Below are 12,923 nucleotides of genomic sequence, written 5' to 3'. Positions count from 1 at the left end.
GCATGTCAGATTGGTTTCCTGATCAGTCCTCTTCCTTGGGTGGCCGCTCGACGACTTTGCGCTTGCCTTTGGCGCAACGGGCAAGGGCTTTCAGGCCCTCGCCCTCAAAGGCATCCACGCGGATAACGTCGTACAGCGCTTCAAGTGCCTCAAGCAGCTTGTCACACTCTTCCTCTTTGACGACGCCCTGCTCACAGGCCCAGTCCACCAGTTCCTTGCGTTCGTGGCCCATCAACAGTGCAATACCATCGATTTCGTCCTCGTCGCGGTTGCGAATGGCCTGGTGCAGCCGGTGGCGCATGTCGGCGGTTTCGTTGGCCAGGCGGTAAGCGTTCAGTACCCGTCCCAGTGGATCTTCCGGATCGGTGTTGATGTAGGCTCCGCGGCTGACGCGTTTACGTACCGGAGTATCCTCCACGATGGTGTTTGCGACCGTGGCGCCCAGCTTGTCATCGGGGCCGTTCAGGCCGGTGGCGCCGAGCGGGAAGACCAGCAATCGCAGCGGCCAGCGCAGTGCCGGCACCGGGAAGTTGATGATGGCCTCGCGCATGGAGTCCTGCAGGTCACGCAGGGAGGTTTTCAGGCCCCATTCCACTAGTGGTCGCTGGTCGTCCGGGTAACCTTCCTCGTGCCATTGTTTGATCACCGCGGTGGCGTAATACAGGTGCACCAGGCAATCCGCCATGCGCCCGGACAATCGTTGACGGGCTTTCAGACCGCCTCCGACAGTCAGCAGGGTGACGTCGGTCATCAGTGCAAAGGCGGCGGAGAAACGAGCCAACTGGCGGTAGCAGGGCTTGATATCGCCCTGGCGCGGCACCGGCTCCAACCAGCCGCGGGTCAGTCCCAGTACAAGCGCCCGCAGGGCGTTGCGGGTGGTGTGGGCGATGTGGCGGTAGAAGATACCATCGAACTTCTTCGCGGCCTTGTCTTCATCCTCCATGCCGGCGGCTTCGATTTCCTCCACGATGAAGGGATGACAGCGTATGGAACCCTGGCCGAAGATCATCAGGCTGCGGGTGAGAATGTTGGCGCCTTCCACCGTAATACCAATGGGCACGGCCTGGTAGGCCCGCGCCAGGAAGTTGCGCGGGCCGGTAATCACACCACGGCCGGCAACCACATCCATGGCGTGGTTGATCACTTCCCGCATCAGATCGGTGTTACGGTATTTCAGCACGGCCGATGGTACGGAGGGGCGTACACCCCGGTCCAACATGCCTGAGGTGAGCAGCCGTGCCGCATCCATCATGTAGGTGTAGCCGGCAATGGGTTCCAGGGCCTCCTGAACCCCCTCAAACTGGCTGATGGAACGGCCAAACTGTTCCCGCGTCAACGCGTAGGAGCCGGTCGCAAGGCTGGCAACCTTGCCGGCGCCGGTGCCCAGGGCCGGCAGGGAAATCGAGCGACCGATGGACAGGCATTCCAGCAGCATGGTCCAGCCCTTGCCGAGCATGTCCTGGCCGCCGATGACCTGTTCCATGGGGATGAACACCTCGTGACCCCAGGTGGGCCCGTTCATGAACACCGTATTCATCGGCAGGTGGCGGGCGCCGGCGTTGACGCCCTCGGTCTCCCGGGGGACCAGGACACAGGTGACACCAATGTCGTCCTGGCCACCCAGCAGTTTGTCCGGGTCATAGACCTTGATGGCCAGGCCGATCAGTGTCGCTACCGGTGCCAGGGTAATGTAACGCTTGTTCCAGGTAACTTTCAGTCCCAGCACTTCCTTGCCATTCCACTGCCCCCTACAGACGATCCCCTTGTCGGGAATAGCGCCGGCGTCCGAGCCTGCCACGGGAGATGTCAGTGCAAAACAGGGAATCTCCTCTCCACCGGACAGTCGCGGCAGGTAATGGTGTTTCTGTTCGTCGGTGCCGTAATGCATCAGCAGTTCGCCGGGGCCCAGTGAATTGGGCACCATTACCGTAACGGCAGTGGATACGCTGCGAGTGGAGATCTTCATCACGATTTCAGAGTGGGCGGTATTGGAGAAGCCCAGGCCGCCATCCTCTTTCGGAATCACCAGCCCGAAAAAACCTTTCTCGCGGATGAACTTCCACACCTTATCCGGCAGGTCATAGTTCTCATGGGTGATTTTCCAGTCGTCCAGCATGGCGCAGAGTTTTTCCACCGGGCCATCCAGGAACGCCTGTTCCTCACTGGTGAGGTGAGCAGGTTTGGCGTCCAGCAGCTTTGACCATTCCGGCTGGCCGGAGAACAGTTCGCCGTCCCAGTCCACGGAGCCGGATTTGAGCGCTTCGGATTCGGTTTCCGAGAGTTGCGGCAGGCGGTTGCGAACCCAACCCAGCAGGGGGCGGCTCAGCTTGTCGAGGCGGAGATCACCAGGGAAGACCAGCAGTAGGGCCAGGGCGAGTAAACCGCCGCCAAACAGTATGCTGAGCAGGTGCCAACCATCCTGAAACAAGCCGACGATGGTGGCGATAACCATCACTATCGCGGCGGATTGGCCACCAATGCCAAGATAAATCAGGACCAGTGCGCTGATCAGAAGGAGCAGGACGCTCATGGGCAGACCTCCATATCACGAATGAAATCAATCAGATTTGAGAAGGTATTACGAAGCTTCCTTTACCATCGATCAAAGACTGGGCAGTTGCAAGCGACAAACACAGATTCTGGCCTGAAGATCATACATAGCCGGCCGCAAACACCAGCCCCAGCACAATGGGCATCACCACCAGGCTGCCGAGGTTGCTGAGCAGGACCAGAGACGCCACCTTGTGGGGCTCCTGCTGGTACTGCTCTGCCACCATGTAGTTGAGGACTGCTGGCGGAAGTGCGGCAAAGACCCACAGGGCAGCCACCTGCAGGCCCGGAAGATCCAGTATGGCAATCATCGGCCAGGCGAGAATCAGACCGGAGAGTGGGCAGGCAATAGCGCCCAGCATGCCCAGCTTCCAGTCGCTGAAGTCCACATCCAGCATGCGCACGCCCAGGGTAAACAGCATCAGCGGGATACACACGCCGCCCAGCATGTTCAGGGTCTCCAGCAGCCAGTCCGGCATCGGGACCCCGCCGACATTGATTGTCAGGCCGGCAATGCTGGCAAATACAACGGGCAGGCGTAGCCGTTTGAGGATGGAGGTGTGCGGGTCCAGCATGTAGAGGCCCACGGTGAAATGCAGCAGCATCTCCACGATAAACAACACGATGGCTGCTGGCAGAGCGGCCTCGCCAAAGGCAAATACCAGCACCGGGATGCCCATGTTGCCGGAATTGTTGAACATCATCGGAGGCAGGAAAGTCTTCAGGTCCAGCTTCAGCACCCGTGCGAGGGGATACAGGACAATGCCGGAGCCCAGCACCACCACCGTCGCGGCCAGGGCCAGGCTGGTGTATTCCTGCAGCGGTGCCTGCTGATCTGCCAGTACTGCGAACACCAGCATGGGAACGAACAGCTCCATGTTCAGGGTGTTCAGGCCCTGGATATCGGGGGTTCGGTAACGGCCATACAGTGCGCCACATCCGGCAATCAGGAAAACCGGCAACATTGTGGACAGGATCTGACCAATCATTCGAAAGCTCCGACGGGTGTGTGTTTCAGCCGATGGGTAATAAACCGTTAGGTTCGCAAGTGTCGGCCATGGTCGGCAAGAAAAACCTGAAAATCTTCGACCAAAGCCCTAGGTTACTGGGACCCGGGTGCGTCGGGTTGCGGCTACCAATGTTCCTGCCACAGAATGAGGGCCATCAATCCCTTTAATTTGCCGACCGGAGCGCCACGTGCCCATAGATTTCGACAAACCTGTTACCCGTGAACAGACCTGTTCGGTCAAATTTGACGCCCGCCGCGCGGTGTTCGGGACAGAGGACGTGATTCCATTATGGGTGGCGGATATGGACTTCCCCGCACCGGAAGCCGTTACCCGGGCGCTGGAAGCCCGGGCACGCCACCCCGTATACGGCTATACGCTGTTCCCGGAATCCCTGTATCAGTCCATGATCGACTGGTTCCGGGAGCGTCATGGCTGGACCATCGAACGCGACTGGATACTGATGGCGCCGGGGGTGGTACCGTCGCTGCACGCAGCATGCCTCGCGTTTGCGGAAGCTGGTGAGGGGGTGATCATCCAGTCGCCGGTATATCCACCATTCTTCAGTTCCATCAAACAGACCGGCCGGACGGTGATCGAGAATCCGCTGGACTGTGTGGACGGGCATTATCAGATGAACCTGGAGCACCTGGAGCAGTGCGCCGCCCGCGACGATGCCCGCCTGCTGGTGCTTTGCTCTCCCCATAATCCCGTTGGCCGGGTATGGAGCGAGGAGGAACTGCGTGCGGTATTGGATATTGCCCGCCAACACGGTCTGGTGGTGTTGTCCGACGAAATTCACTGTGACCTGGTGTACCCGGATAAACCGGTGCATCACGTACTCGCCCGGCTGGTGGGTCCTGAGGATGCATTGGTCACCGCCGTCGCGCCAAGCAAGACTTTCAATATGCCAGGTCTGGGCCTGTCGGCGCTGGTGATTTCAGATGCAGCCCGCCGCCAGACGATGAAAGCCGTGTTTGATTCCCTGCACATGGGGCAGTGTAACCCGTTCAGCATTGCCGGCTTTGAGGCGGGATACCGACACGGTGGCCCCTGGCTTGATGAATTGATGGCCTACCTGCAGCAGAATCGGGACTATGTGGCGGATTATCTGAAGCAACGCCTGCCGGAAATCACGGTGTCGATACCCGAGGGCACGTATTTGCTATGGCTGGACTGCCGCGCGCTGTCCCTGGGTGATAAGGATTTGAAACAGTTCTTTGTGAGGGATGCGGGGATCGGCATGAATCCGGGCTTCACCTTCGGTGAGTGTGGATCAGGATTTATGCGGATGAACATTGGCTGCCCCAGGGCAGTTCTGGAACGGGCTCTGGAGCAAGTTGAGGCGGCGGTTGTACGGTGTGTACGCTAGCGGTTGATCGAAACTCCCTCCACTGGCTGTCAGCTTTTTTTACAATGTAGGCGGGAGCCATTTTCAGCGAAGCCCCCAGGTGTCTGGTTTTTCAATAAAAGACCGTTTTTGGCATTGCTGATGCCTCATGTTCAGGGCATTACTCATAAATGGATTATGGGGAAACCCAGGGAGGCAAGTATGCCACGTATTACACTGGTCACGTTGTTGGCCGCTGTATTGTTTTTCCCAACACTGGCGAGTGCGGCGCAGATTTCTGCGAGCTATCAGGTGAACCTGAATTCATCGGATCCAGGGCTGGTGGTGCATTCTTCGGATATTGCAGATAACCCTTTCACGTTCGATCTGAATGAGGGAGATAGTGAGTACTTCACGCTCTTCAAGATCTGGACCGGGGAAAGTGCGGTCAATGACGATGATCAGTTATCTCAGCCGATTTCCGTCGACTTCAGCTTCACCTCGCCTGAGGTCATGACCGGTTCGGTGGATGGTGAGACTGTTGGTGTGAAGGACGGTTTTTGGGGCCACTATCAGGCAGGAGAGCTGACCTGGGACGGTCCTCTGGACCTGGTCTTTGGCGCCCTCGGGGATGGGCTTTTGCGGGTGACCCTGTTTGACGCTGTATTCAATGAGGGTTATCTCTTTGGCCTGCACGATGGTGAGTATTACGGAGCCAAGGTGAAGGCGAAAATCGAACTGCTCTCCGATGCATCTCAGGTTCCTGAACCGGGCACTCTGGCACTGCTTGGACTGGGTTTGCTTGGACTGACCCTGCGCGCCCGTCGCCGAGCCAGTTGAGAGGAAATTAACTTCCAGATGTTGCATCGGAATCCAGGGGAAGGAGCCCCTGGATTCCGTATTTTCATGTTATTGCCTGGCCGGTGTTTTACGCGTAGCCAGGAACAGTCCCGCCAATATCAACACGCCCCCGACAATATGGAAAAGTCCCAGACGCTCGCCAAGGAACACACCTGCGAGTACGGAAGCAAATACCGGTGTCAGGTACATAAACATCGCGGCCCGGGCCGGGCCCACCTTGTGGACGCCGTGGTTCCAGAACGCGTACGCGAGAATGCCGGGGAAAAATGCGAAATACAGCAGCGGCATGACGGTGGCGCGGCCGACCTCAAATCCACCCTTGAAGAACGTTAATTCGATCAGGTAGAACGGCAGGATCACCAGAGTGCCAAGGGCGATCTGGGTGGTCAGGAAGGTCAGGGCCGGTAACGGCACGGCCTGTCTCCTGAGCAGCACTGAGAACAGCCCCCAACTGAACACCGCTGCTACCATGATCAGGTCTCCGGGCTGAGCCTGGAGTTGAGTGAGTACAGATAGCTTTCCACGGGCGACCACTGTCAGGATGCCCAGAACCGCCAGCAGGATACCCAGTATCTGGATTGGACGGGTGCGGTCGCCCAGCAGGAGCCAGGCCAGCAAGGCGATAAAGATGGGGATGGTGGCGTTGATCAGGGCGATGTTGGTGGCACTGGTGCTAATGGCTGCGTAGTACAGCAGGGAATTGAAGGCCGCAACACTGAAGGTGGCGAGTACCAGCATCGAGCCGAGATACTGACGAATGACCCGACGGTGGCGCAGGATGCCCGGCAGCCCAAAGGGCAGGATGACCACCAGGGCGATTACCCAGCGCCAGAATGACATGGACAGGGGCGGGATATTGTCGATCGCACCCTTGGCAACGACGGCATTACCCGCCCAGAACAGTGGTGTAAGTACCAGCCCAACATAGGCCAGCCATAATGGTTTCGGGGGGTGAAAAGACATGCTGGCTCCTGTGATCGTCCATAAGCATCGGGAGCCGTTAGCATACTATTCGCCGGGCACCTCTGCCTCCGTACCAACGTGGTAGGCGGCAAAGCCAGCCATCACCACCTGGTCCACGGCCATGCCTATTATCCGGCCCTTGCTGATTGCCCGAATCGGGTGCTGGGCGTTGGTAATGGGGTCTGCCACGTAGCCCAGTACTTCGCCTTCCGACACTCGGGCACCGAGGTCGACTTCGCTGAACAGGATGCCGCCGTGCTCTACGCGAATCCAGTCGGAGTCATAATAAACCGGTTCGGGATCGCCCCAGACAAACATCCGCGAAATCATCCCTTCCTTTTCCATCAGACTGGTCAGGCTGTTTACTCCGGCGTCGATCTGCTGCTCCTGGATGCGGTGGGATTCGCCCGCCTCCATGGTGACCGTGCGAATGCCCGCTTCCACTGCCGCAGTACGCAGCATGCCGGGGGATCCGGAGCTGTGGACGACGGCCATGCGGTCAAAACCCCGTGTCAGCGCGGCCACATCCGGATTGTTCATGTCGGCCCGCAGCTGGGGCAGATTGGTGCGTTTCTGGGACCCGGTGTGGATGTCCACCAGCATGTCGCAATTCCGGATGACGTTCTCAAACAGCGAATGGGCAATCCGATCAGCCAGACTGCCGTTCGGGCTGCCCGGGAAGTGGCGGTTCAGGTCCCTGCGGTCGGGAAGGTAGCGGCTGCCTTGTTGGAAGCCCGGAAGGTTGACGATGGGAATACCGACGACCCGCCCGGAGACTTTCTCGGGGTTGAGGTCGTACATGGTGCGCCGTACGATCTCGATGCCATTCAGTTCATCACCGTGAACGGCACCGGTCAGACACAGTGTCGGGCCCTGGTTAACACCGTTCACCACCAGAACAGGGGTGGGCTGAGACAATCCCGCAATCTGGATGTTGGGTGACCAGGCCAGACGCGAGGATGTGCCGGGACGCACTTCAGAACCCAGCAGCGAAAAGCTGGTGGCTTTTTCAGGTTTGGCCGGTTCGGAGATTTCCTCTTTGACTCCGTCCTCAACCGGCGATTCCGGAACAGGAGCAACTTCCTTGAGGTCGATGTTGGGAGCGACCTTTGAGGTTTTCTCCGCTTCCGTCTCAGACGACTCGTGTTGGGCTGTGCCGGATGGCTCGTCCTTCTGATCACTTTCTTCTTTGCGCGCAGGCTTTACCCGCGCACCCTTGCGTGGCTCGGAATTCTCTACGTCTTCAACACTCTCATCTTCAGCCAGCTCGGCGACCAGAATCTCCGTGGTCTTTTTGGCCTGATTTGCAGAAGCGGGATAGGCACCAACCAGTGTGCCGATCGCCAGCCCTGCCAGAATGTATGGATTTCTGAACCATTTCAATAGCATAGATCCTCACAAGTCGTCAGCCGGTCAGAGCGAAGCACCCAGTTCCGGCGGCGAAAACGGAGTCTAGGATAAAGCGCCCTTGCTATCATGAATACGGCTGTGACAAAGGTTTAATGCCACCTTCATGAAATCTTTGTGTATTTTGGAGAAAGACCCCGAAAGTCGGTCTACAGATAATTATCTACGTTTATATGACAGTTATACGTGCTGAAGGGAGTGAACTGTATGGATCTTTTGCGAATTCTGGTTGCTATTTTGTTACCGCCGTTGGGCGTTTTTTTACAGGTGGGCATTGGCAAGCACTTCTGGATCAACATCCTGTTGACCATTCTGGGCTATATTCCCGGCATTGTTCATGCGGTTTATATCATCGCCAAGAAATAAGCTTCAGCGACAAGCCCGGATATGCCGGGCTTTCTTTTCAGATGCTATCGGTTGCTGACCAGTAATCACCTTGCTGAGAGGCTTTGCCATCTGCTTCAAGTTTCAGCAAGTGCGCGAGTGCCGAGCGCGCTGCAACGCCATGGATAGCGGCTGGTACATCGTCGTAAGCCTTTGCGGTCAGATCCTTGAGTGTTACCGGCGCCAGACTTTTCAGGGTCCTGGCGACCTTATGTTCACGTGCCAGCCGATGGGTGATCAGGAAATCAATGACCGCTTCCGGATGTCCCATCAGGAAGCCATGAGCCGGTGCAATGTATCGGACAGGCTCAGCCAGCAAATCGTACAATGCCTCGAGATAGGCCTTCATGTCACCATCCGGTGGGTTAATCACCACCGTTGAGCCCTGCATAATGTGATCACCAGAGAACAACAGACCCTGATCGGCCAGCAGGTAACAAATGTGGTTAGAGGCGTGGCCGGGGGTATGGATAACCTTCAGGATACCTGCCTCGGAAACAATCAGATCGCCGTGTGCCGGTTCATCATCCGGAGCGAAGGTTTGGTCCTGGGAGGCACCCGCTGGGGCTGATAACCCGTAAACCCGGCATCCGGTTCGAGCTTTCAGTGCGGTGGTGGCCGGGGAGTGATCCCGATGGGTGTGGGTGACCACGACCTGGTCGATCACCCCTCCGGTGAACTTCAGAATACGCTCGATGTGAACGTCATCGTCCGGCCCTGGGTCCAGTACCGTATACCGTTCATGCCCCAGAATATAGGTGTTGGTACCCGGCCCCGTCATTACGCCCGGATTCGGCGCGGTCAGCCGGATCACGCCCGCAGCCACCTCCACCGGCTCACCGGGGACAATCTCCGCCCGGGTGGTGCCTTCTCCCTCCGGGTCGAGCTTGGCGGCCTCATCGTAGGCCGGCGCGCCCGGTTCCAGCATAACCGGCCCGCTTTTCTTTACCGCCGGCCAGGGCTGATCAGGATAGCTCTCCGGTGGATTGGCATGGGCATACCGCATCAGTGCCTCCGAGGTGTTAAAGCTGCTTAACACCCGAAGGGTCCGAATGGTGGGCAGTCCCAGTAAACGCTGACCGTTACGGTGTTCCTCCAAAGCCGCGCCGGGATCGATCCACAGATGATCGATCGTCTCTACCCCGTCGTGACTCGCGATCTGCCCTTCCGGCGCTACAGTAACGAAAAACCGGGTATCAAACCGTCTTGGTGGTCCCGGGGGAGTCACCCAGTGACCCAGATAGGCCAGTCGATCCAGCGGAATAGACAATCGGTGCTTTCGGCATAAATCCGCCAGCGACATATCGCCCCGAAATACGGCCTCACGATCGCCATGGGCTGGATGGTCACTGCCGAGTGGCTGCTCGCGCTCATCGAGCGCAAGCAGAACCCCGGCCTCCTCAAAACACTCCCGCACCGCTGCCAGCATATAATCGGCACCGCCTTCGTCGACGCTCATTGTCTGACTGATCTCGGTATCAGCCGGACCAAGGGCGTGTTCGCGCCCGAGCGGCTCCTGTTCATCCACAGCGCCGCCGGGGAAAACAAAATAACCGGGCATGAAAACTGCCTCCCAGGTGCGCTGTAAAAGCAGAACCTGAAGGCCTTCAGAAGTGTCGCGTGTCAGAACCAGTGTTGCAGCAGGGCGAATATCCATAGCATTTCCATTAGTGTTCCGTTTGTCAGGCCTGGGTGCGGGAAAGAGGTAGGGAGGCTGCTGTCAAAACACGCTCCTTCGGCACATCCATGTGACGCTTGGGCTCCGCCATCCATGGCTCCGCACAGTTTTGACAGCAGCCTCCCAACCTCTTTCATCCAGTGCTGGTGCGGGCCGCCAATAACAAATCCAAGATAACCAATGTTTGACTCGCTGTCTTGGGGTGATAGGGAGACTGCAACCAAGTATCATGGCGTCTCCCCCGAAACTTTCTCCCGGCAGGATTTTGAACTTGGCCCGTATAAAGCTCTCTTTCCCGGATGACGTTTTTTGTTTTGAAACCAAGATGCCGGTTCGGATCACCGATATCAACGGCGCCAATCACTTGGGCAATGATGCCCTCATATCCATGCTCTCGGAAGCTCGGGCCCAGTTCCTGGTGAAGTACGGCATCCAGGAAGCCGATCAGAATGGCATCGGGATTATCGTCACTGACCTGGCCACCATGTACCAGTCCGAATCCTTTTTCCCGGAAATGCTGCGCTTTGAGGTCGGGCTGATGGATTTCAACAAGTACGGTGGGGATTTCGTGTTCCGTGTCAGCAAAGCCGAGAGTGGCCAACCGGTGGCGCTGGCCAAGTACGGCTTCGTCTTCTTCAATTACCAGCGCAAGGCCGTCGTGCCGATGCCGGAAGACTTCCGTTCACGCTTCGCCTGATTGCTGAAGTCTGGCCATGCCGGCGCGGTAGAAGGTGTAAGCCATCGCGCCGGCCATCAGATTCCCCACCAGTGCACCGCTCATCAGACCGGTAAGGCCGCTGATCTGCGAGCCAATCCACAGTAGCGGCAGGAAACAGACGAACAGCCGTAACGTGGAGACCAGTAAGGCTCTCAGTGACAGCCCAAGCGCGTTACACACCGACACCATCAACATGCAGACACCCAACCCGCTGTAGCTGAGCGGCACCCGCACCAGATAGTTGCCCAGCACCTGCTGCACTTCGCCGTCGCTGGTAAACAACTGAGCGACCAGGCCCGAGGCCAATAGCCAGATCAGGCCAATGGCCAGCTGCCAGCCCACCACGAAACGCACCGCCAGCCGTACCAGTTTGCGGATCTGGTCAATATCACCTGCCCCTAGCATGCGCCCGATCATTGGCGGCATCGACATGGTCAGTGCCAGCACCACGACAATCGAGAAAAACTCCAGCCGGGTCCCGAGTCCCCAGGCGGCAACCGCTGCGGAGCCGAATCCCGCCACCAGGGCGGTGGCTAACATGGCCGAGGCTGGCGGCATCAACTGGCTGACCATGGCCGGCGCCATGATGCCATTGAGCTGCTTCAGTGCCTTGCCCAGGCTGAGCTGCCGCAACTGGAAGCTGATCCACTGGCGCCGAAATAGGGTGGGGTAGATTATCAGGGTGCCTATGCCAAACGCGGTAATGGTGGCCCAGGCTGCCCCTGGAAGGCCCCAGCCAAAGACGAAAATGTACAAAGGGTCCAGTGCGATGTTGAGCAGACTGGTGGCGATCATCAGGTAGCCTGGCAACTTGGTGTCGCCATGGGAACGGCAGATGCTGTATCCGAAATAGAGCATGGCCCCGGTCCATGCGGATACTAGCCAGGGCGCCCAGTATTCGTTGATGACCGGTAGCAGGGTCGGTTCCGCGCCCAGCAGGGAAAGGATGTGCGTCTGTAGCAGCCAGACGGAAGCACACAGCAGCAACGCCAGGGATGCACCGACAGTGACGACCAGCCCGCCCAGTCGCTGTGCCCTGAACTCGTCGTTCTGGCCAAGGGTGCGGGAGATGATCGCCGTGGTGGCAATGCCCAGGCCAACGTACATGCCGCTGACCAGTTGTTGCATGGGTACGGTAAAGCCAAGGGCGGCCAGTGGGTCACGCCCCAGCTGACCCACAAAGGCACTGTCGGCAAGGTGGAAGGTCATCAGTGAGAGCACCCCGAACAGCATGGGCCAGGTCATGGAGAAGAGCTGGCGGGCCAGGGTGGTGTTGTCGGGTGCTGTACTCACGGAATGACGGGTGCTCGGGTCAGGACTTTGAAGTGACGGTAGGTCGGGTTAGCGAAGCGTAACCCGACACTGGACAGGATCAAAGCACCTTCAAGGCCGCGTCATAATCCGGTTCGTTTTTGATTTCGCTGACCAGCTCACTGTGCAGGACCTTGTTGCTCTCATCCAGCACGATGACCGCACGGGAACACAGGCCGGCCAGGGGCCCGCTCTGGATGGCAACACCGTAATCCTGCTGGAAGCTGTAGTTGCGGAAGGTGGAGAGGGTTTCCACATCTTTGATGCCTTCCGCGCCACAGAAACGGCCCGCTGCGAAGGGCAGGTCGGCGGAGATAACGAGTACGACGGTGTTGTCGAGGCCGCCGGCTTTTTCATTGAATTTGCGGGTGGAGGCGGCACACACGCCGGTGTCGATGCTGGGGATGATGTTGAGGATCTTGCGTTTGCCGGCCCAGTTTTCGAGTTTGACTTCTTCCAGGCCGCTGCTGGTCAATGTGAAGGGTGCGGCGTTGTCGCCGGGTGTGGGGAATTTTCCGCTGACTTCTATGGGGTTGCCATCGAGGGTTACGTTGCTCATTGCGATGCTCCTGTTGTCTGGATTCTGATGTAACAGCTTACTCTGTTTAGCTCAGATCGGATGATTTTTCATCCTCGACCTTGGTACATGGCTGTCAGGGTGGCACCGTCTATAACAGGCTTCAAGCTTGGGGCGATCGGCCAGAGTGGCACTCC

11 protein-coding genes are annotated in these 12,923 nt (G+C 58.2%); 4 read left to right on the top strand and 7 right to left on the bottom strand.

The genetic code is table 11. The features are described 5' to 3' along the window. Window positions 1-22: 22 nt before the first annotated feature. Together MARLIPOL_RS10130 and MARLIPOL_RS10125 are read right to left on the bottom strand one after the other, a co-directional pair. Window positions 23-2,530, bottom strand: a complete 2,508-nt coding sequence (locus MARLIPOL_RS10130) for an acyl-CoA dehydrogenase (RefSeq protein WP_012137987.1) — start codon at window positions 2,528-2,530, stop codon at window positions 23-25. 121 nt (window positions 2,531-2,651) lie between these two features. Beyond that, window positions 2,652-3,539, bottom strand: a complete 888-nt coding sequence (locus MARLIPOL_RS10125; RefSeq protein WP_012137986.1) for an AEC family transporter — start codon at window positions 3,537-3,539, stop codon at window positions 2,652-2,654. A 208-nt stretch (window positions 3,540-3,747) separates the two neighbouring features. Here MARLIPOL_RS10125 and MARLIPOL_RS10120 point away from each other — a divergent pair, with 208 nt between their 5' ends. Both MARLIPOL_RS10120 and MARLIPOL_RS18810 read left to right on the top strand, forming a co-directional pair. Then, a complete protein-coding gene (locus tag MARLIPOL_RS10120) occupies window positions 3,748-4,929 on the top strand; it encodes a MalY/PatB family protein (protein WP_012137985.1) in 1,182 nt (393 codons plus the stop codon). Between the two features lie 180 nt (window positions 4,930-5,109). Next, window positions 5,110-5,727 carry a PEP-CTERM sorting domain-containing protein gene (locus MARLIPOL_RS18810; protein ID WP_012137984.1) on the top strand — a complete coding sequence of 206 codons (618 nt, stop codon included), beginning with the start codon at window positions 5,110-5,112 and terminating at the stop codon, window positions 5,725-5,727. Window positions 5,728-5,796: 69 nt separating this feature from the next. Here MARLIPOL_RS18810 and MARLIPOL_RS10110 read toward each other — a convergent pair whose 3' ends face one another. Both MARLIPOL_RS10110 and MARLIPOL_RS10105 read right to left on the bottom strand, forming a co-directional pair. Continuing rightward, a complete protein-coding gene (locus MARLIPOL_RS10110; RefSeq protein WP_012137983.1) occupies window positions 5,797-6,711 on the bottom strand; it encodes a DMT family transporter in 915 nt (304 codons plus the stop codon). 45 nt (window positions 6,712-6,756) lie between these two features. Then, window positions 6,757-8,100 (bottom strand): succinylglutamate desuccinylase/aspartoacylase family protein, encoded by a 1,344-nt coding sequence (locus MARLIPOL_RS10105; RefSeq protein WP_036191239.1) that lies wholly within the window; start codon window positions 8,098-8,100, stop codon window positions 6,757-6,759. Between the two features lie 225 nt (window positions 8,101-8,325). Between MARLIPOL_RS10105 and MARLIPOL_RS18345 the strand changes: the two genes are divergently transcribed. Further along, window positions 8,326-8,484, top strand: coding sequence for a YqaE/Pmp3 family membrane protein (locus tag MARLIPOL_RS18345; protein ID WP_012137981.1), 159 nt, complete (start codon window positions 8,326-8,328; stop codon window positions 8,482-8,484). Between the two features lie 37 nt (window positions 8,485-8,521). Here the strand turns inward: MARLIPOL_RS18345 and MARLIPOL_RS10100 are convergent, their stop codons facing one another. Next, on the bottom strand, window positions 8,522-10,159 hold the full coding sequence (locus tag MARLIPOL_RS10100) for an MBL fold metallo-hydrolase (protein ID WP_012137980.1): 1,638 nt from the start codon (window positions 10,157-10,159) through the stop codon (window positions 8,522-8,524). Between the two features lie 292 nt (window positions 10,160-10,451). Between MARLIPOL_RS10100 and MARLIPOL_RS10095 the strand changes: the two genes are divergently transcribed. Next, on the top strand, window positions 10,452-10,877 hold the full coding sequence (locus MARLIPOL_RS10095) for a thioesterase family protein (protein ID WP_012137979.1): 426 nt from the start codon (window positions 10,452-10,454) through the stop codon (window positions 10,875-10,877). On the opposite strand, the gene MARLIPOL_RS10090 is transcribed toward MARLIPOL_RS10095, so the two are convergent. Then, window positions 10,863-12,143 carry an MATE family efflux transporter gene (locus MARLIPOL_RS10090; RefSeq protein ID WP_051123137.1) on the bottom strand — a complete coding sequence of 427 codons (1,281 nt, stop codon included), beginning with the start codon at window positions 12,141-12,143 and terminating at the stop codon, window positions 10,863-10,865. The genes MARLIPOL_RS10095 and MARLIPOL_RS10090 overlap by 15 nt on opposite strands. Before the next feature lie 127 nt (window positions 12,144-12,270). Next, on the bottom strand, window positions 12,271-12,768 hold the full coding sequence (tpx, locus tag MARLIPOL_RS10085; RefSeq protein WP_012137977.1) for a thiol peroxidase: 498 nt from the start codon (window positions 12,766-12,768) through the stop codon (window positions 12,271-12,273). Window positions 12,769-12,923 lie beyond the last annotated feature (155 nt).

The organism is Marinobacter lipolyticus SM19 (genome assembly GCF_000397065.2).
Taxonomy (GTDB): domain Bacteria; phylum Pseudomonadota; class Gammaproteobacteria; order Pseudomonadales; family Oleiphilaceae; genus Marinobacter; species Marinobacter lipolyticus.
The sequence above is the reverse complement of the archived record's forward strand: the minus strand, read 5'-3'. Positions and strand labels throughout refer to the sequence as shown.

Bases quoted from the DNA above. Each gene is read 5' to 3' on its own strand.
- MARLIPOL_RS10090 (WP_051123137.1), bottom strand. From the start codon at position 12,143: ATGACCTGGCCCATGCTGTTCGGGGTGCTCTCACTGATGACCTTCCAC.
- MARLIPOL_RS10130 (WP_012137987.1), bottom strand. From the start codon at position 2,530: ATGAGCGTCCTGCTCCTTCTGATCAGCGCACTGGTCCTGATTTATCTT.
- MARLIPOL_RS18345 (WP_012137981.1), top strand. From the start codon at position 8,326: ATGGATCTTTTGCGAATTCTGGTTGCTATTTTGTTACCGCCGTTGGGC.
- tpx (WP_012137977.1), bottom strand. From the start codon at position 12,768: ATGAGCAACGTAACCCTCGATGGCAACCCCATAGAAGTCAGCGGAAAA.
- MARLIPOL_RS10105 (WP_036191239.1), bottom strand. From the start codon at position 8,100: ATGCTATTGAAATGGTTCAGAAATCCATACATTCTGGCAGGGCTGGCG.
- MARLIPOL_RS10110 (WP_012137983.1), bottom strand. From the start codon at position 6,711: ATGTCTTTTCACCCCCCGAAACCATTATGGCTGGCCTATGTTGGGCTG.
- MARLIPOL_RS18810 (WP_012137984.1), top strand. From the start codon at position 5,110: ATGCCACGTATTACACTGGTCACGTTGTTGGCCGCTGTATTGTTTTTC.
- MARLIPOL_RS10125 (WP_012137986.1), bottom strand. From the start codon at position 3,539: ATGATTGGTCAGATCCTGTCCACAATGTTGCCGGTTTTCCTGATTGCC.
- MARLIPOL_RS10100 (WP_012137980.1), bottom strand. From the start codon at position 10,159: ATGGATATTCGCCCTGCTGCAACACTGGTTCTGACACGCGACACTTCT.